The 18,403-nt window shown below is 42.0% G+C and carries 19 protein-coding genes, 1 other RNA gene and 1 pseudogene; 9 read left to right on the top strand and 12 right to left on the bottom strand.

Features of this window, described 5'->3' with window-relative positions; all coding sequences use genetic code 11:
• Window position 1 precedes the first annotated feature (1 nt).
• Window positions 2-568: a UPF0149 family protein gene (locus J3L16_RS12315; protein ID WP_347564665.1), complete on the bottom strand. Its 567-nt coding sequence runs from the start codon at window positions 566-568 to the stop codon at window positions 2-4.
• 166 nt (window positions 569-734) lie between these two features.
• On the opposite strand from J3L16_RS12315, the gene ssrS reads away from it, so the two are divergent.
• From ssrS to serA, 6 genes are all read left to right on the top strand, one after another.
• A non-coding RNA gene (gene ssrS / locus J3L16_RS12310) (6S RNA) lies at window positions 735-915 on the top strand.
• Window positions 916-933: 18 nt separating this feature from the next.
• A complete protein-coding gene (locus J3L16_RS12305) occupies window positions 934-1,824 on the top strand; it encodes a ribokinase (RefSeq protein WP_207613276.1) in 891 nt (296 codons plus the stop codon).
• A gap of 5 nt (window positions 1,825-1,829) precedes the next feature.
• On the top strand, window positions 1,830-2,774 hold the full coding sequence (locus tag J3L16_RS12300) for a nucleoside hydrolase (RefSeq protein WP_207613275.1): 945 nt from the start codon (window positions 1,830-1,832) through the stop codon (window positions 2,772-2,774).
• Window positions 2,775-2,913: 139 nt separating this feature from the next.
• Complete coding sequence (locus tag J3L16_RS12295) at window positions 2,914-3,501, top strand: 5-formyltetrahydrofolate cyclo-ligase (RefSeq protein WP_207613274.1); 588 nt, start codon at window positions 2,914-2,916, stop codon at window positions 3,499-3,501.
• Between the two features lie 15 nt (window positions 3,502-3,516).
• A complete protein-coding gene (gene rpiA / locus J3L16_RS12290) occupies window positions 3,517-4,170 on the top strand; it encodes a ribose-5-phosphate isomerase RpiA (protein ID WP_207613273.1) in 654 nt (217 codons plus the stop codon).
• A gap of 103 nt (window positions 4,171-4,273) precedes the next feature.
• Complete coding sequence (serA, locus tag J3L16_RS12285) at window positions 4,274-5,503, top strand: phosphoglycerate dehydrogenase (RefSeq protein WP_207613272.1); 1,230 nt, start codon at window positions 4,274-4,276, stop codon at window positions 5,501-5,503.
• 67 nt (window positions 5,504-5,570) lie between these two features.
• Here serA and J3L16_RS12280 read toward each other — a convergent pair whose 3' ends face one another.
• The 4 genes from J3L16_RS12280 to J3L16_RS12265 all read right to left on the bottom strand — a co-directional run bounded on the left by J3L16_RS12280 (window position 5,571) and on the right by J3L16_RS12265 (window position 8,102).
• Window positions 5,571-6,554: a leucine-rich repeat domain-containing protein gene (locus tag J3L16_RS12280; protein WP_207613271.1), complete on the bottom strand. Its 984-nt coding sequence runs from the start codon at window positions 6,552-6,554 to the stop codon at window positions 5,571-5,573.
• A gap of 1 nt (window position 6,555) precedes the next feature.
• Window positions 6,556-7,497: a hypothetical protein gene (locus J3L16_RS12275; RefSeq protein WP_207613270.1), complete on the bottom strand. Its 942-nt coding sequence runs from the start codon at window positions 7,495-7,497 to the stop codon at window positions 6,556-6,558.
• 163 nt (window positions 7,498-7,660) lie between these two features.
• Window positions 7,661-7,840: a hypothetical protein gene (locus tag J3L16_RS12270; RefSeq protein WP_207613269.1), complete on the bottom strand. Its 180-nt coding sequence runs from the start codon at window positions 7,838-7,840 to the stop codon at window positions 7,661-7,663.
• 61 nt (window positions 7,841-7,901) lie between these two features.
• Entirely contained in the window at window positions 7,902-8,102 is a 201-nt protein-coding gene (locus J3L16_RS12265; RefSeq protein WP_207613268.1) for a hypothetical protein, read from the bottom strand.
• Between the two features lie 460 nt (window positions 8,103-8,562).
• Here J3L16_RS12265 and J3L16_RS12260 point away from each other — a divergent pair, with 460 nt between their 5' ends.
• The 3 genes and pseudogenes from J3L16_RS12260 to J3L16_RS12250 all read left to right on the top strand — a co-directional run.
• Window positions 8,563-8,838, top strand: a complete 276-nt coding sequence (locus J3L16_RS12260) for a hypothetical protein (protein ID WP_207613267.1) — start codon at window positions 8,563-8,565, stop codon at window positions 8,836-8,838.
• Window positions 8,839-8,916: 78 nt separating this feature from the next.
• Window positions 8,917-9,159, top strand: a complete 243-nt coding sequence (locus J3L16_RS12255; protein WP_207613266.1) for a hypothetical protein — start codon at window positions 8,917-8,919, stop codon at window positions 9,157-9,159.
• A gap of 84 nt (window positions 9,160-9,243) precedes the next feature.
• Window positions 9,244-9,333: pseudogene (locus tag J3L16_RS12250) on the top strand (IS3 family transposase); the annotation flags it as partial.
• Window positions 9,334-9,406: 73 nt separating this feature from the next.
• Here J3L16_RS12250 and J3L16_RS12245 read toward each other — a convergent pair.
• The 7 genes from J3L16_RS12245 to aceE form a co-directional block, all read right to left on the bottom strand.
• Window positions 9,407-10,171, bottom strand: coding sequence for a DUF481 domain-containing protein (locus J3L16_RS12245; protein ID WP_207613265.1), 765 nt, complete (start codon window positions 10,169-10,171; stop codon window positions 9,407-9,409).
• A 78-nt stretch (window positions 10,172-10,249) separates the two neighbouring features.
• Window positions 10,250-11,053 carry a DUF481 domain-containing protein gene (locus J3L16_RS12240; RefSeq protein ID WP_207613264.1) on the bottom strand — a complete coding sequence of 268 codons (804 nt, stop codon included), beginning with the start codon at window positions 11,051-11,053 and terminating at the stop codon, window positions 10,250-10,252.
• 22 nt (window positions 11,054-11,075) lie between these two features.
• A complete protein-coding gene (locus tag J3L16_RS12235) occupies window positions 11,076-11,894 on the bottom strand; it encodes an HDOD domain-containing protein (protein WP_207613263.1) in 819 nt (272 codons plus the stop codon).
• A 14-nt stretch (window positions 11,895-11,908) separates the two neighbouring features.
• On the bottom strand, window positions 11,909-12,178 hold the full coding sequence (locus J3L16_RS12230; RefSeq protein ID WP_207613262.1) for a DUF1289 domain-containing protein: 270 nt from the start codon (window positions 12,176-12,178) through the stop codon (window positions 11,909-11,911).
• A 66-nt stretch (window positions 12,179-12,244) separates the two neighbouring features.
• Entirely contained in the window at window positions 12,245-13,663 is a 1,419-nt protein-coding gene (gene lpdA, locus J3L16_RS12225) for a dihydrolipoyl dehydrogenase (protein ID WP_207613261.1), read from the bottom strand.
• A gap of 79 nt (window positions 13,664-13,742) precedes the next feature.
• Entirely contained in the window at window positions 13,743-15,698 is a 1,956-nt protein-coding gene (aceF, locus tag J3L16_RS12220; RefSeq protein ID WP_207613260.1) for a dihydrolipoyllysine-residue acetyltransferase, read from the bottom strand.
• A 28-nt stretch (window positions 15,699-15,726) separates the two neighbouring features.
• Window positions 15,727-18,402 (bottom strand): pyruvate dehydrogenase (acetyl-transferring), homodimeric type, encoded by a 2,676-nt coding sequence (aceE, locus tag J3L16_RS12215; protein WP_207613259.1) that lies wholly within the window; start codon window positions 18,400-18,402, stop codon window positions 15,727-15,729.
• Window position 18,403 lies beyond the last annotated feature (1 nt).

Below are 18,403 nucleotides of genomic sequence, written 5' to 3'. Positions count from 1 at the left end.
TTTAATGTACTCGAGGGGAAGTGGGTGCGTCATCAAGTAATGACTTACCAAGCTCACCAAAACAAAAAATGGCCGACACTCTTACATATTCAACCACTTCTTCGAAGGCCCGCTCAGATTCTTCATCTTCGTCCATGGGCTCTTCCATTCGAGCGATATCGGTAAAATCTTGCATCGCTTCTTTTACATCTTCAGAACAACGAGTTAAGTCGTTTTGTTGCATGCCAAAGCCCGCAAGAAAACCTTGTACCCATTCAATAAGCGCTAATCCGCGTTTATTTATTGGTGTATCGTCGTCTGGGATCAATAAATTTAAAGAAAACTGGCCTTCAATCAATTCTTGGCAAGTTTGATTAAAGATTTGCGTAATGACGTGTTCAATTTTGCTGGAAAATGAATTTCCTTCATTGGCCATTTCGCTTAAAATTTTCATCCACCCCGTATCTGAATGACCCATTCCGGCACATAATAGACCACAAAGTAAACCGTGTACTTCTGCAGGATCCATCCCAAGGTTGTCATCAACAAACGCTTGCTGCGCTAAAACATAAGAATATTGAGTGCTCACAGGCAAACCTTAATAGTGTTCAATGCCACACATGCTAACAAAGTTAAGGGGGCAGAAGAAAGAGCGTTATCCTAATAATTATAGTGAACTCGGTATTTTTCATAAGGAATAACTTCACGTCACGGCTAGTTTCCTATAATCTGTGCTGCCTTTAATGAAAAGTTTGCGTTTCCTGAGGTGTTTGCTAGTTCATTCATGTCCCTGGCCGATGCTTTAAACCTAGGAAACTGACGTTTTGCTATTGCGCAAGCTCAGCTTGTACTGAGAAGCCTACGGTGAAAAAGAGGTTTCCGCCCTGAACATTTCGGTTCACGGGCGAAAATGAACGGCGGTACCTTGGGAAACACCCTTATTTTGGAATTAACATGGCCATATATAACTTCGGCTCTGTCAATATTGATCACGTTTACAGCGTAGAGCACTTTGTGCAGCCCGGCGAAACACTATCATCAAGTGCATACTCACAACTGCTTGGTGGTAAAGGGGCGAATCAATCTGTCGCCTTAGCAAAAGCCGGTGCAACTGTGCATCATGTGGGTTGTATAAACAAACACGATACCCAATTTAAACAGCAATTGATTGAATATGGTGTACAGTGCCAATTCCTATTAGAAGGTGATATTCCTTCTGGTCATGCCATTATTCAAGTCACCCCCGATGCTGAAAATGCCATTGTACTTTTTGGCGGTGCGAATCAGCAAATCACTGACACGCTGATCAACGATGCCCTTAGCACTTCATCTGAACAAGATTGGGTCTTATTGCAAAATGAAACCAATGCCCTTGCTGAAATCATAACTACAGCGAAACAAAAAGGCCTAAGCGTTGCGTTTAACCCTGCACCAATGACAGAATCGGTGAAAGACTTACCTTTTGATCAAATTGATTTACTTATTGTGAACGAAGTAGAAGCGCAAATGCTTACCGGCGAATCCGAGCTAAGCGATATCATTGACTACTTTAATCAAAAGCACAGCGCCCAAGATGTCATTATTACCTTAGGTAAAAAAGGCGTTTGTATGTTAAATGGCGGCAACACAACTCGTGTCGATGCTTTTAGAGTTAATGCCACCGACACCACAGCGGCTGGCGACACCTTTATTGGCTTTTTCCTTGCCAGCTATATCAACAGCACAGCAAGTGAAAAAGCGCTAGTTAACGCTTGCGCAGCCTCAGCTATTTCAGTTACCCAAAGCGGTGCTGCTCAATCAATTCCTACGCAACAAGACGTAGAATACTTTTTACAAAAGAGATAACACACATGGCTCATAAAATTATACTAGACACGGATCCGGGCATTGATGATGCAATGGCCATTTTCTTCGCCTTTCAATCGAAAGACATTGAAGTACTTGGACTCACCACTGTTTTTGGCAATGTGCCTGCTGATATGGCGGCAAAAAACGCGCTAATTTTATGTGATCTCGCTGAACAGCACCATGTTCCTGTGACCAAAGGCGTAGCCCGCCCTTGGGTTGGTCCTGAATCTGAATATGCCCATTTTGTACACGGTGACGATGGTTTTGGTAATACTTACCCAGAAGCTTCAAAAAGAGCATTAGACCCACGCTCTTCTGCTCAGTTTATTGTTGATATGGCAAGAGCACATCCAGGAGAAATTACCCTTGTTGCCGTTGGCCCATTAGGTAATTTAGCCCTTGCTCTTCGGTTAGAGCCTGAATTACCTAAACTCATTAAAGGTGTAAGCATTATGGGTGGTGCTGCATTTGTGCCGGGCAATGTAACGCCAGTAGCCGAAGCCAATATTTGGAACGATGCCCATGCTGCAGATATTGTATTTTCTGCTGATTGGGATGTTCACATGTTCGGTTTGGATGTCACTTACGATATTTCATTCCCGCCAACATTTGTGGATGTACTCGAAGAGAAAAACCCAGTATTAGGTGGTTTTGTGCAAAAAGCTGCACAATTCTATATGGATTTTTACTCTCAAGGTCGTGAAGATCGAGTGTGCTTTTTCCATGACGCGTTTCCTATTGCGCATTTAATTGACCCATCACTATTTGGCTTTACCGAAGGCCACATGCGTGTTGCGACTGATCCTTTAAATAAAGGACAAACCGCTTTAGCCCCCGAAGGCAGCACCGCAAGTCCTGATTGGTTAAACGCAAGAAAAGTAAAAGTTGCAACCCAAGTAGATCATCCTAAACTTACAGAGTTATTTATCGATACCTATGCAAGATAATTAACGCTTTCAGCGCCTAAATCGTTTGACGACGTTAACCGCATTAAGGCGCTGATAGGTTGAGATGTATTAGCTAGCTCATCTAAAGAAAAAAATTGTTTATAGTAAAAAATCATTACCTGACTAATTAAGCCATGCTGTGACGTTAAATAAACCCGAACTTCGCAAACAATTTAGAACAAACCGACAAACTCTCAGCGAATTAGAGCAAAATAACGCCTCCCGTTTACTCAACTCCAAAATACAGCAATACTGCTCGAGCTTAAGCTCTCAACCCAAGGTTATTGCAGCTTACCTAGCAAATGACGGAGAACCCAGCCTAACCCCTTTTATTCATTGGGGTTGGGAAAATGAAATGCACCTTGCGCTTCCTGTGATCCACCCTTTTACAAAAGGCTGCATTTTTTTCCAACGTTACCAAAGTTCTACCATTATGCATTACAACAAATTTGGTATTGAAGAGCCTAAATTAAATTGTCATTCGCTGGTACCTTTTCACAACATAGATATAATACTCATGCCTTTAGTGGCTTTCGATGACAATAAAAATAGGTTAGGTATGGGCGGCGGCTTTTACGATAAAAGCCTAGCATTAACATGGAAAAGGAAGCATCGTCCTAAGCTTGTTGGCATAGCGCATACCAACCAATATTGTGATCAAAGATTACCTTGCGAGTCTTGGGATATCCCACTCGACAACATTATTACACCCGACTACCTAATTTAACGTTAAGAAGACTTCATGAACCAATTAGAAAAGAAACAGGCTGTTGCAAATGCCGCGCTCGCTTATGTAGAAAACGATACCGTCATTGGTATTGGTTCTGGTAGCACTGTCAATTGTTTTATCGACGCTTTGGCACCAAATGCAAAAAACATAAAAGCGGCGGTAGCGGCATCTGAAGAGTCAGCCCGTCGACTGACTGATATCGGTATCGAAGTTGTAGATTTAAATGATGTGGATGAACTCTCTATCTATGTTGATGGTGCTGACGAGATAAACGACCACAAACACATGATAAAAGGCGGAGGTGCGGCGTTAACGAGAGAAAAAATAATTGCCGCTGTTGCCAAACAATTTATTTGTATCATTGATGACAGCAAACAAGTTTCAGTACTTGGTGCGTTTCCTCTGCCGATTGAAGTTGTACCTATGGCGCGTTCTTATGTTGCTCGTGAATTGGTCAAGCTTGGTGGCGACCCAGAATACAGAGCAGGTGTTATTACCGATAATGGCAATGTGATCATTGATATACACAATATGAATATTCTTGACCCAAAAGCGCTAGAACAACAGATTAATCACATCCCAGGCGTTGTGACCAACGGCTTATTTGCACTTCGCGGCGCTGATGCTGTGTTAGTTGCATCTGCCCAAGGTATTATCACTTTGTAATTATCCTTAGATAAAATGAGGTTTTACTTTGTTAAATCTCATTTTCCTGATAAATTACACGTATAGACGTCCAGATGGCTCTTTAACTTAAGCGAGTTTGAACATGACCAAAGTTTCTTTACCGAAAGACAAAATCCGAATTCTTCTTTTGGAAGGCCTTCACGAAAGTGCCGTAAATACGCTAAAAGCAAGTGGTTATACTAATATCGAGTACCTCAAAACCTCGTTACCAGAGCACGAGCTAAAAGAAAAAATTAAAGACGTGCACTTTATTGGGATCCGCTCCCGAACACAATTAACCCAATCAGTTATTGATGCTGCGCCTAAATTAGTCGCTGTTGGGTGCTTTTGTATTGGCACAAACCAAGTTGATTTAAATGCAACCCAAGCCCGTGGTATTCCAGTATTTAATGCGCCATTCTCAAATACTCGCTCTGTTGCAGAATTGGTATTAGGCCAGCTTATTGTGCTGTTACGAGGTATTCCTCTACGCAACGCCAAAGCCCATAGAGGCGAATGGCTAAAAAGTGCTGTAGGTTCATACGAAGCCCGAGGAAAAACCCTTGGTATTATTGGCTATGGTCATATTGGTACTCAACTGAGTATTCTTGCTGAACACTTAGGTATGAAAGTTCAATTCTTTGATATTGAAGACAAACTAGTATTGGGAAATGCCACACAAATAAAGCAGCTTGAAACCCTACTCAACACCTCTGATGTTGTGTCTTTACATGTACCAGAAACAGTACAAACACAAAACATGATTGGAAAAGCTGAGCTTGCTGCGATGAAACCGGGAAGCATTCTAATTAATGCCGCTCGTGGTACGGTTATCGATATCGATGCTCTTGTGAATGCTTTGGATTCTGGCCACTTAAATGGCGCTGCAATCGACGTTTTCCCAACAGAGCCTAAGAGCAACGACGAAGCCTTTGAATCGCCGCTATGCCGCTTTGATAACGTTATTCTAACGCCTCATGTTGGCGGTAGTACCCAAGAAGCCCAAGAAAACATTGGTATTGAAGTAGCCGGTAAATTAGCGAAATACAGCGATAATGGTTCTACGCTGTCAGCAGTTAACTTCCCTGAAGTGTCATTACCTAGTCATACAGGTTGTTCGCGCTTACTGCACATTCACCAAAACCGCCCTGGTGTGTTAACCCAAATTAACAATGCCTTTGCTGAAAAGAATATTAATATTGCCGCACAATACCTGCAAACTAACGGCGACGTTGGTTATGTGGTTATTGATGTAGAAGCAGAACACGGTACGGAAGCACTAGAAGAATTACTAAAAATTGATGGCACTATCAAGACACGTAAACTTCATTAAAAATCGTTTATCTTTAACGATAAACGCATCCTTTATATGAACTCCCCCCACTAGTTGGACATTCCAATTACTGGGGGTTTTTATATGCCAAAACACCACATTGAGTTAAAGCTGACTTCTCAAACTGATTATCATCAGAGTAGATAAAGGTGTTATTGAATAATTTGGCTGACTCTTTTCTTTGTGTATCGTCCAGATAATTGTAATCGAGTACAATACCTTTAATGAAAAAGCGACCCATTCTGAGTCGGTCACCGATGTCGCTTATGCGATTATTATTCAAAAAAACCATGGGAATGCCTCTATCAGCCAAAGTGATTGGGACTTGCGTAAAACAGTTGTGCCCTAGCCAAATAGCGGACAACCAGTGCATAAACTTCACACTTTTTGGCAGTTTTGTCAGGTAGTTGTTATCTAGATACAAATAAGCTACGGTTTTGATAAGGCCAATTTCATCGGGCACTTGAGTAAGCTGATTGTTATCCAACCATAGAGAAAATAACCGTGGTAATTTTGCAATCACTTTATAAGCATCACCCTGTGCAATATGGTTATGGCTAAGTCGCAGATCCTGCAATGTTTTCAATCCCCCTAAGCTGTCTGGAAGATCATCTAAACCGTTGTGCGAAAGATCTATGAACTCAAGCGTTAACGATGACAATTGATTAAACGTTTTTTCAAAATCGAGGTTTGGGTTACGAACTAAAGAAAGTTGCGTCAAAGAGCGGCAGTTCTCGATTGTTTTTGGTAATGACGTTAAGTCAAGATCATTAAGGATAAGTACATGTAAATTCGGTAACTGACAGGCTGCGGTAATTGCGTTTGAGATATCGAGATCTCTATTGCCACTGATATTTAGGCTTCTCAGCTCTGTGAGCGATGTCAGGTTTTCTGGTAACTCTTTTGATGATTGAAAGCTTAAGTCTAATCTCCGGTGCGCCTCACTTGAATCAATGGCTGTTGCGGTTTCACCATAATAAGTGCGAGAGGTTTCACAGCCAAAAAGCAAGAATGCAAAAACAAGCATTGATAAGTAGGAAAATAATCGCATCCTAATGCCCCCTCCTACTGGCAGTAACTTCAAATAAGAGTTTGTTTTTTTGGTCAATAGCCCATGGGTATCGCGGTACAAGGCCGAATCCATCGTGGATCCTGTTTTGAGCATAGGCGCCAAGTTTTTGGCTGTTAGTACCTATTTTTCCAGATATTGCTCGGTCTTCATCTTGACGAGCAAATTCGAAAAACAAATTAGCATGGAATAGCTTGTCCCAAGGTTTGGTTGTATACCAAACTCGCTTCCGGCCTTCATCAGAATTTGTTGGATTACTAGGTTCTCTATTAAAATCTGGCTGCGGTGTGAAAAAATCTAAACCAAACCCTACCTGTGTCAGGCTATTGTTTCTAACTTGATTGTACTGAATGGCTAGAGCCCCGGTTTGGCCATAGTCTGTAGCCCCACCTTTCATAAAGCTTTCACGCAAGTCATTGGCAAAGGTAATATGAATAGAGCTGTTTTTGTTTGCAGCCCTTACAATAAGCTTACCTCGTTGCAGGCCAAACTTGCTTAATGAACCAGAGATATTTTCATTGATAATGCCATAACCAACGCCCACAAAGGCTTTGTCTGAATTCTCGCTAAAAAGAGGCGCTGTCACAGACTCACTGAGTGCAGAACCAAGGAGATTTGAATTATCTCCTATACCGACAAGACCAAACCTATCATAGCCAAAGGACCATCCCGTCGTTCCTGCACCGAAACGTCGCGCATGTGCCTGTGCCCAAACTCCTGCACCAAATTCAGCGCCCAAGTTACTTTTTGCTGCTGCGCCAAATGCTAATAAACCTATTCGCGACGTAACATTGTCAGTTCCGAATGTCAGCTCGAAGTTGAGTTTCAAACCACCATGAGTATCGGCATAGCTGTTTTTCGTGGCGACCAGCGTGATCAAAATCAAAATTGTTTGGCAAATTTTTAGAAGGTGTTGTTGCGTCATTTATGTCTCAATGTTGAACCAAAGGCTCCAAGTTTCCAGTGCAATTTACTGATGACTATCGAGGTAGTGTTTGAGTGAACTGAGTTGTGAGTATAAGTGGAATTAACCTTATATACTACTGAAGGGCAAGGCTGCACAGCTCAGCCAAGAAATAACATATATCTTAATCTTGAATGAAATATGAAAAAGCATAGACTGCAGCAAATATCAATACGGTTAGAAGTATAGCTCCCAAAACTGTTAAGCCTCCAAAGCTACTTGCAAAAATAAAGGTTATACCCACGCTAGCTATTGCAATACCAAGCGAACGTTTTGATTTAGAAGTATTTTTTAGTGTAAACATATATCATCCTTTATTAGCACATTATGCGCTGTTTAAAACAACAGCGCATTAAACCTAGACGCTAAAATGCGTCAGCATAAAAAAAAGAAGTGCTACTAGAAACAATCGATGCAGCAGCGAAAATGCCAGCACCAATTGGGTTTGATACAGCTACAGCAAACCCTACAAAAGCTACTGCTGCTCCTATACTAGCACCCCAAGCTGCATTATTACTGATTGCACCATTTACCGCTTTGATTTCATTAATATTTAGTTCTTTCATAAGTATTTCCTTTACATTAATTTTTAAGGCCAGAGTAGTTCTGACAATCAAACACTATAACTAAGCGACAATATTTTAAACTGTCTTGAAGTACTGAAATCAATAAGTGTAAGCAGCACGACTAGCTATGAAGCAAGCGGGTTTTTAACTAATTTAGTGCTCAAAATATAGACATTAATGACAATACCACGGAAACTACACTTCGCTTCTGGTCATACGAAGTTCGTTCAAATTCATAAAGGATACACATACTAGGGTAACGTTTTTACCAACGAAAACGCTACTTCGGCCTAGTTTTATATTACGGATAATGACAGTAACTTAGGTTTCTCAAGTTTGATATAACTGAGTAATGATATCCAGTATTGGTTTAACAAGCTCATTGCTTGAATAAACTATGCGTTTACAAAGCTCTAGTTAACTTGAATCGTAGATTTCAATTAATACAAGGAAAAACAGTATGGAAGAAATAAGTTTTAGCCAATTGCGTGAAGTCAATGGTGGGTTTGGGCCAGCAGGAGCTGGTTTTGGTGCCTTAGTTGGTGGTGTTGGATATTTGGGTAGTGCTGCCACTTCTGGTAGTTTCAGCCTAGGGGGTTTCGGAGCCGCTGTGGGAACTGGCGCTTTATCAGGAGCTGTGGGTGGCCCCGTAGGTTCCTCAGTCGCTCGATATTTACTTCCACGGATTTCATTTGGCGGTGGAATTACGGCTGGCTTTTTTCAAAGTGACGACTAGAGTCGTTTTTAAAATGTTGAAAAAAACTCAGTAACTCTAATTTTGCTCACTTATAAAAGTGGGCTTTTAGGATGATAAATGAAATTGATAACAGTGAGTATTGTCGCTCTATTAGCTGGAGCTGCTATTTCCTTTGGAACTGGTCACTTTGAGTTTTGGATAATATTAACAGTGTCCTTATTACCAATAAATCTCTTACATGGCTTTAAACGTTTTAAAGATTTTCAAAACGACAAATCCAAATATGAAGGGTGGAAATTAATTCTATATCCGCCGGCTATTTTTTTCTTTTTGACACTGACTCATCATATTTGGGTTTAGCGGACTAATGGTCGACTAACTGCAGCAATGGCGAAGCGAAAGAAAAATAAAAACCTATCGCTCGTTCAGACAAAGAGTACCACTATACATTACTATAATGACGAACGTATTGAGCTGAAACTAAAAGGCCTGAGTCCGGTACAATATCGAAAGCAGGCCTTGGTAGCCACTTAGAAATCAGTCCAACTTTATAGGAACACTTCACTAAGGGCGTTTTTTGTATTTATCCAACTAACTCACACTCGGTTTAGAAGAAAGAGTACACCAGTGTAATAGCTGTTTCTGTATCGGTATTTTCTAAATCACCAGCAACATCTGAGTTATGATCAACACGAAACGCGACTTTTAATGATAATCCGCCACTAATTTGCGCAGATAACGCCGTTTCAGAGCGAGTACTTGTGTTTTCAGATCCCGCTTCTGTAGATAAGGTTTGAGTGAACTTAGCTGTATCAGAAATAAACCAATTGTACGCAGCAGAACCACGAACAACAAAGAACTTATTAGTTTCAACAGGGGTTAGCTCATCAGTTTCTTGCTCGCGCTGAAATGTATAACCAGGACCAATGCTGTATTCCAATGAACTTTTCTCATTTTCCCATACTTTTTGGCTCCAACCCAGAGCAGCAGTACCTTGATAATCAAATGCGCCTAGACGGTTATCTTCATAGCTTAAAAAACCAAAGATACGATTATTTGGATTAGCTAACTTATAATTAGCTTGGCCTGATGCATAAAAACGCTGAGCGGAAACATCTGTTTCTTCAACACCGTTATCATCTTCAGTGGTATCTTCGCGATATAAGGCTTCAAAGATGTAATCATTTTCCCACTTTTTAAGCTTATGCTTAGCAGTTAAACCGCCATTAAGTGAAGTAGTTTCGGTGTTACCCGTAGTTAAGTTAAGTCCAAACTCACCATCGAGTGTAAAACCTTTGTCTTCTGGTGCTTCTTGTGCCAATGCTGGCATTGCCAATACAACAGCAGTGCTAAGTAGTAATTTTTTAAACATTATGTGTGTCCTAACAAAGTATTAAAAGTGTGCATTCATTATAGCGCGGTATGTTATCGCGGCCTTTTGTTTAGTCAACTAAAAGAACTGATAAACTAGAGAAACCGAGGTTCTCGTATCAACCGCTGCGATATCGGTTCCCGGAGAGGAGTTATGTGCAACGATAAAAGACAGCTGCATAGATAAGTCGTCAATGACTTTAGTCGACAATGATGTCTCTGAACGAGATTGAGTCAATACCTTACCTGCTGCGGTAGTTAGCAATTGACGTAGCCGTGCTCCTGAGGACCACTGGTATATAAATTCAGCCGTACCTCTAATTATTACGCCTGATGTGTCTTCATCTTCTTCATCAATGGGTTTGGCATAGTTATAACCCGGTCCAATACTGTATCTAAAGCTGGTACTTTCGGATTGTAACTTTATTCTTGCCCACCCAGCCGCGACAGAACCTTGCTTATCAAAGCCGTCAAAACGATTGTCTTCGTAATCGGCGAATAAGAAAACCCGTTTATCGGGGTCAAGGAGTTTATAATCAGCTTCTAAACTAAGGTTAAACCGTTGTGCACTTGTAACTGAACGTTCTTGAGAGTCAGAACGAGTGCGAGTGTAATTAGATTCAATAGTATATCGGTTGCTCCAATTAAGCATTTCATGATCAGCAACTAGATTACCGCTTAGCGACGTCGTATCACTATTTCCCGATGCAGAAATTATCCCAATTTCGCCTTCAAGAGAAAAGTCAGGTTCACTATCAGCATTTCTATGTGTAGGAAAATCTGCTGCATAAAGGGAGCCAATATTTTTGCGCTTGGCATCGACATTGGTTGCCCACCCCAAAAGGAGCAAAAAAGTCAAAATTAACGATAAAAATTGATTCATGGTAATAAACGCAATAATGGTATTAAAAAAAACTCTGTAGCATTTTAGCTTCGTTGTAACTCGATTCAATGACATCTTTCATTTCATCTTCGCCTTTTTGCCAAAGTGAAATTTCGGGCTCCAAGGAAGAAACATCCACAAATCGAGGATCTTTATAGTAATGAAATGTCATTTTTATTGCTAATTGTAATGTTTTAGCATCGTTGTCTAGCTTTTTATTCTGCACAGAAAAAACTGTACCAATTGGCCGACATATTTTTGGAGGTAACCCCCATACTTCACAAATTGCGCCATTTGCATTGGCGAATGTAAAGCCCAATTCAGCCCGTTGCGCATGCCAAGGTAAAGATAGCTTTTTCTGGTTAATATAGCGTTCATAGCTACTCTCAAAATGCGCAGCGATCACCATTTCACTTAATCGGCTCATTATACCCAGAACAAAAAAACGCTCAGCGCCTCTTACTCGCTTAGACTTAGCAATCTCTTTTGCTAAAACACCTCTAAACAAACTATCTAACCATAATTGATCAGTATCTAACAGGTTTGATTCAAATTGCTTTTTTGCGCAACTCATTGCTTCAGCTATAGCTAAATCATACACGGCTTCACCGCCCATAATAGAAACCGCTTTTTGTACTGTTTCAACCTGCTGAGAAAATCGGAAAAACGCGCTATTGGCTAGACGTAACAATTTAGCACTTAAAATAGGATCGGTTGCTATTACTTTTGCTAAATCAGAAAACTCAGAACGGGGATCATCCAAAACTTCTCGAAGTTTGGTACACACTTGAGGTAATGAAAATGTATTAGTTGCGGCAGATACCACATCGCTAATTTTCATCTAATGGCCTTATTTCAAAATAAATCTTGTTGCTTTTGACTGTCAGTATCGTTCACGTTTGACAGTTTGTCTTTTTTTATTTGCCTCGCAAGAGCGGAACGTTTACGTCGAAAGCACGCTTTAACAATAACTCGTTTAGTTGCATCATCAGCTTGATGCCAATACAGCCTTTCGTCCCGTGTCCGAAAACAGCCAAGACAAAGGCCTTTTGGTCCACTTTCGCATATATCAACACACGGACTGGAAACCGAAAACAACTCTATTTGAGAAGGTACATTCGACATTATAGCCTACGGTATTAACAATGTTTTTACAATGAAAAAAGGCAACCGAAGTTGCCTTTTTAGACTTTATTTTTTCTTGGCTTTCTTATTCGGTAAATCGGTAATACTACCTTCAAAGATTTCCGAGGCCAGACCAATTGATTCATTCAATGTTGGGTGAGCGTGAATAGTCAATGCAACATCTTCTGCATCAGCGCCCATTTCAACAGCTAAACCAATCTCACCTAGCATTTCACCGGCATTAGTACCCACTAGTGCACCACCAATAACGCGACCGGTATCTTTTTCAAAGATCATCTTAGTCATACCATCAGTTGCAGCAGATGCGATTGCTCTACCAGAAGCAGACCAAGGGAAAACAGCCGCTTCGTAGTTAATGCCCTGTTCTTTCGCTTCTTTCTCAGTTAAACCTACCCATGCCATTTCAGGCTCTGTGTAAGCAACACTTGGAATACAACGAGGATCAAAGAAATGCTTTTGTCCGGCAATAACTTCAGCCGCAACGTGTGCTTCGTGAACCGCTTTATGCGCAAGCATAGGTTGGCCAACCAAATCACCAATTGCATAGATATGAGGAACGTTTGTACGCATTTGCTTATCAACGTCAATGAAACCGCGATCGCTTACCGCAACACCTGCAGTTTCAGCACCAATCAATTTACCGTTTGGTGTACGACCAACAGCAACCAATACTTTGTCATAACGTACCGCTTCCGCAGGCGCTTGTTTACCTTCAAATGACACATACAAACCGTCATCTTTAGCTTCAACTGCAGTGACTTTAGTTTCAAGCATAATGTTGAAACGGTCTTTTACTGTTTTGCTGTAAACTTTAACAATGTCTTTATCCGCTGCAGGAACTAGCTGATCTAAGAATTCAACAACGTCGATTTTTGAACCTAGTGCGTCGTATACCGTACCCATTTCTAGACCGATAATACCGCCACCAAGTACCAACATTTTTTCAGGTACATCTTTAAGTTCAAGTGCGCCTGTTGAATCAATTACGCGATCATCTTCTGGGATGAACGGCAAGCTAACTGGCTCTGAGCCCGCTGCAATAATTGCATTGTCGAAAGTAATCGTAGTTTTGCCTTCAGGGCCTTCAACTTCAACCGTGTTAGGACCAGTAAATTTACCGTAACCCACAACGTGCTTAACTTTACGCATTTTCGCCATGCCACCAAGACCATTGGTAAGCTGGTTAATTGAATCGTCTTTGTAGGCGCGAATTTTGTCTAAATCAATTTTAGGTTCGCCAAAGCTCACACCATGGTGGTCCATGTGCTTCGCTTCTTTAATGACTTTAGCAACGTGAAGTAGTGCTTTAGATGGGATACAACCCACATTCAAACATACACCACCTAATTTGCCACGAGAATCAACAACCACTGTGTCAATACCCAAATCCGCCGCGCGAAACGCTGCGCTATAACCACCAGGACCGCCGCCTAGCACTACTAATTGTGTCTTTATTTCGCTCATCGTGACCTCAAAATTTGTTCTGTAAAAAGTAACTTAGGTGGCAAAGAAACCTTTGCCACGGCACAGGCAACCCTGTGTATTACATGATTATGTGTCTTAAATCGCCAAGTACTGTCGACAAGTGAACAGCAAAACGCGCTGCTAACGCTCCATCGATAACTCTGTGATCGTAAGAAAGTGAAAGCGGTAACATTAGTCTAGGCTCAAATTCTTTACCATTCCATTTCGGCTTCATTTCACTCTTAGATACACCTAAAATAGCAACATCTGGCGCATTAACGATTGGCGTAAACGCAGTTCCACCAATACCGCCTAGGCTTGATATAGTAAAGCAGCTGCCTTGCATATCGCCAGCTTTTAACTTGCCATCACGGGCTTTAACGCTGATGTCAGTTAATTCTTGAGAAAGTTCTTTAATGCCTTTTTTGTCAACATCACGCACAACAGGAACCACTAGGCCACCTGGTGTTTCAACAGCAATACCAATGTGAATGTATTTCTTTTGAATAAGGCTTTCACCTGACTCAGATAAAGAACTATTAAACACAGGGTATGTTTTCAGTGCATCAGCCACTGCTTTCATCATAAACACAAGTGGGGTAATTTTAAGCCCAGTTTTGCGCTTAGCGGCAATGGCATTTTGATCTTTTCTGAACGACTCTAAATCAGTAATATCCGCTTCTTCAAATTGCGTAACGTGTGGAATTGTTACCCAGTTTCTATGTAGGTTTGGCCCACTTAGTTTTTGAATGCGTGTTAATGGAATCTCTTCCACTTCACCAAATTTACTGAAATCAACCTTAGGCTGAGCAAGCACTTGTAAACCAGAACCGCCACCCGCTGGTGCACTTGATTTTGGCTTCGCTAATTCTTGCTTAACAAAGTTTTGAATGTCTTCTTTAAGTACGCGGCCTTTAGGGCCAGTAGCAGAAACAAGGCCTAAATCTACGCCAAACTCACGAGCAATACGGCGAACAGACGGAGACGCATGAGCTTTACCCGACTGTTTTGTTGGTGCAGAAGTCACTGGCGCAGGTTTCGCTGCAGCTGGTGCTGCTGGAGCACTTGGTGCAGCGGCAACAGGAGCGGCTGCTGCAGCGGGAGCCGCCGTAGGTGCACTACCCATTACCTTCAATTTACACACCACATCGCCTTGAGATACCTTGTCACCTTGCTTGATAAGCATTTTTGTCACAACACCTTTTTTCGGTGAAGGTACATCCATGGTTGCCTTATCAGTTTCAAGTGTAATTAGGCCGTCTTCAGCACCGATAGTATCGCCTTCAGCAACAAGAATTTCGATAACGTCTACGTTCTCATCACCGCCAATATCTGGCACGGTAACATCTATTTCTTCTTCAACAGCAGGAGCTGGGGCCGGTGCGGCTGCTACAGGCGCTTCGGCCGGAGCTGGCGCTGGAGCCGCTGCGGGTGCAGACGCTTCAGCAGCAACTGGTGCTGACTCAGCACTACCGGCGACTTCAAGAGTAAGTACTAGACTTCCCTCGCTCACTTTGTCGCCTTCTTTAACTGCTAGGCTCACTACTTTACCGCCTTGTGGAGCAGGTACATCCATAGTGGCTTTGTCAGTTTCTAGGGTAATCAAACCGTCTTCTGCTTCTACGGTATCACCTACCGCAACCAGAAGTTCAATGACGTCAACTTCAGCTGAATCGCCAATATCAGGTACAGTTACTTCAACAGTAGATGCACTTGCAGCTGGAGCCGGAGCAGCAACGGCTGGCGCTTCAGTTTGAGGCGCGTCTGCAACAGGCGCTTCTGCCGGTGATGAAGCACCCGCAGCAGCCAACATTGCAAGTAAATCGCCTTCTTTAATTTTGTCACCAACAACAACCTTCAGTTCAGACACTGTACCTGCGAAAGGTGCAGGAATGTCCATACTGGCTTTGTCGCTTTCAACAGTAACCAAAGACGCTTCGGCTTCAACTTCTTCACCAACTGCAACACACAGTTCAATAACTTCAACTTCTTCGCCGCCAACATCTGGCACTAGAACTTTTTGAATATCAGACATCTATTAAGATTCCTTATCTAGCCGCAACTTAAGCGTAAAGTGGGTTAAGTTTGTTCGTATCGATGTTAAAGCGTTTAATCGCTTCAGTAACAACTTTACGTTCAACTTCACCACGGTTAGCTAATTCATACAAAGACGCAACGACTACGTAAGCCGCATTCACTTCGAAATGTGTACGCAAGTTAGCACGGCTATCACTGCGGCCAAAACCGTCAGTACCTAAACAACGATAATCTGTATCGATGAATGCGCGAACTTGATCTGAATAGCCTTTAATGTAATCGGTAGCCGCAATAGCTGGACCTGCGTCTTTGGTGATCACAGAACCGATATGCGCTACTTTTGGTGCAGCTTCTGGGTTAAGCATATTCCAACGTGTGACTTCTTGACCTTCACGTGCTAGCTCGTTGAACGAGGTTACAGAGTAAACATCAGAAGAAACGTTGTAATCTTCACTCAAGATTTGAGCAGCTTTACGTACTTCATTTAAAATCGTACCCGAGCCCATTAACTGAACGTTAGCTGTCGCTTTTTTCGCTTCAACACGCTCAAGTTTATAAATACCCTTGATAATATCCGCAGCAACATCATCACCTTCAGGCATAGCTGGGTGCTGGTAGTTTTCGTTCATTAAAGTCATGTAGTAGAAAACGTTTTCGTTCTCACCGTACATGCGACGTAAACCGTCTTGAACGATAACAGCCACTTCGTAACCGTAAGTTGGGTCGTAAGTCACACAGTTAGGAATTAAATTCGCTTGAACATGTGAATGACCATCTTGGTGTTGTAAACCTTCACCATTTAGCGTTGTACGACCTGCAGTAGCACCTAATAAGAAACCACGTGCTTGGCTATCGCCCGCTGCCCATGCTAAGTCACCAACACGTTGGAAACCAAACATTGAGTAGTAAATGTAGAAAGGAATTGTTGTTGCGTTACACGTAGAGTAAGACGTACCAGAAGCAACCCAAGATGCCATTGCACCTAATTCGTTAATCCCTTCTTGTAATACTTGGCCTTTTTTGTCTTCGCGATAGTAAGCAACTTGGTCAGCATCTTGAGGAACGTATTTTTGTCCTTCATTTGCGTAAATACCCACTTGGCGGAATAAGCCTTCCATACCAAAAGTACGTGCTTCATCAGGAATGATAGGCACTACACGCTTACCAATTTTCTTGTCTTTAAGTACGGCGTTTAGTACGCGAACAAATGTCATAGTTGATGACACTTCACGGTCACCAGAACCTTTAAGAATTGCATCAAATGCTTTTAGCTCTGGAACTTCTAATTGCTCTTCAGCTTGCTCACGACGTTGAGGTAAGTTACCACCTAAGGCTTCGCGACGAGCTTTCATGTACTTGTACTCTTCGCTGTCTTCAGCAAACTTGAAGTAAGGTAAGTCAGCAATATCCGCATCGGCAACAGGAATATCAAAACGATCGCGGAATTCTTTAATTGAATCAACGTCCATTTTCTTAACGTTGTGCGCAATGTTTAACGCTTCGCCAGATGAACCTAAACCGAAACCTTTTACTGTTTTCGCGAGGATAACCGTTGGACGACCTTTAGTGTCCATGGCTTTTTGATATGCCGCGAATACTTTAACTGGATCGTGACCACCGCGGTTTAAGCGGTAGATGTCTTCGTCAGACATATTTGCAACAAGTGCCGCTGTTTCAGGGTACTTGTTAAAGAAGTTTTCACGAGTGTACTTGCCGCCTTTCGCTTTACAGTTTTGGTATTCACCGTCTACTGTTTCGCTCATTAGCTGTAAAAGTTTACCTGACGTATCACGGGCAATTAATGCATCCCAGTATGAGCCCCAAATAACTTTAACCACTTCCCAGCCTGCGCCGCGGAATGTACCTTCAAGCTCTTGAATGATTTTGCCGTTACCACGTACCGGGCCATCAAGACGTTGTAGGTTACAGTTAATAACGAATGTTAAGTTATCTAAACCTTCACGAGACGCTAAACCAATAGCACCTAATGATTCTGGCTCATCTGTTTCACCGTCACCTAGGTAACAGTAAACACGTTGACCTGAACAATCTTTAATACCACGGTCTGTTAAATACTTTAAGAAACGCGCAGTGTATATTGCCTGCAATGGACCTAAGCCCATAGAAACCGTAGGGAACTGCCAGTAATCTTTCATCAAGTGAGGGTGAGGATAAGAAGATAGACCTTCGCCATCACACTCTTGACGGAAATTATTCAACTGCTCTTCAGTTAAGTTTCCTTCAACGAAAGAACGGGCATAAATACCTGGAGAAATATGGCCTTGAGAAAAAATAAAATCGCCGCCGCTTTCAGCAGTTGGCGCTTTAAAGAAGTGGTTGAAACCCACATCGTATAACATTGCTGAAGAAGCAAATGAACCAATGTGACCACCAAGCTCTAAATCTTTCTTAGACGCGCGTAATACAATCATTAATGCGTTCCAACGGATCACATTTCTGATTTTCCTTTCTAGCGTTTGGTCGCCAGGCATTGTTGGCTCTTGGCCTACAGGAATAGTATTAATGTACGCAGTTGTTGCGTCGTAAGGAAGGTGAGCACCATTACGGCGGGCTTTTTCGATCAGCGATTCTAATAAAAAGTGTGCGCGCTCAACACCTTCGGTTTCAAGCACTGATTCAAGCGAGTCAAGCCATTCCTGTGTTTCTTGCGGATCCACATCGTGGTGCATCTTTTCACTCATA

The sequence above is a fragment of the Alteromonas sp. 5E99-2 genome (assembly GCF_017368475.1).
Lineage (GTDB): Bacteria > Pseudomonadota > Gammaproteobacteria > Enterobacterales > Alteromonadaceae > Alteromonas_F.
The sequence above is the reverse complement of the archived record's forward strand: the minus strand, read 5'-3'. Positions and strand labels throughout refer to the sequence as shown.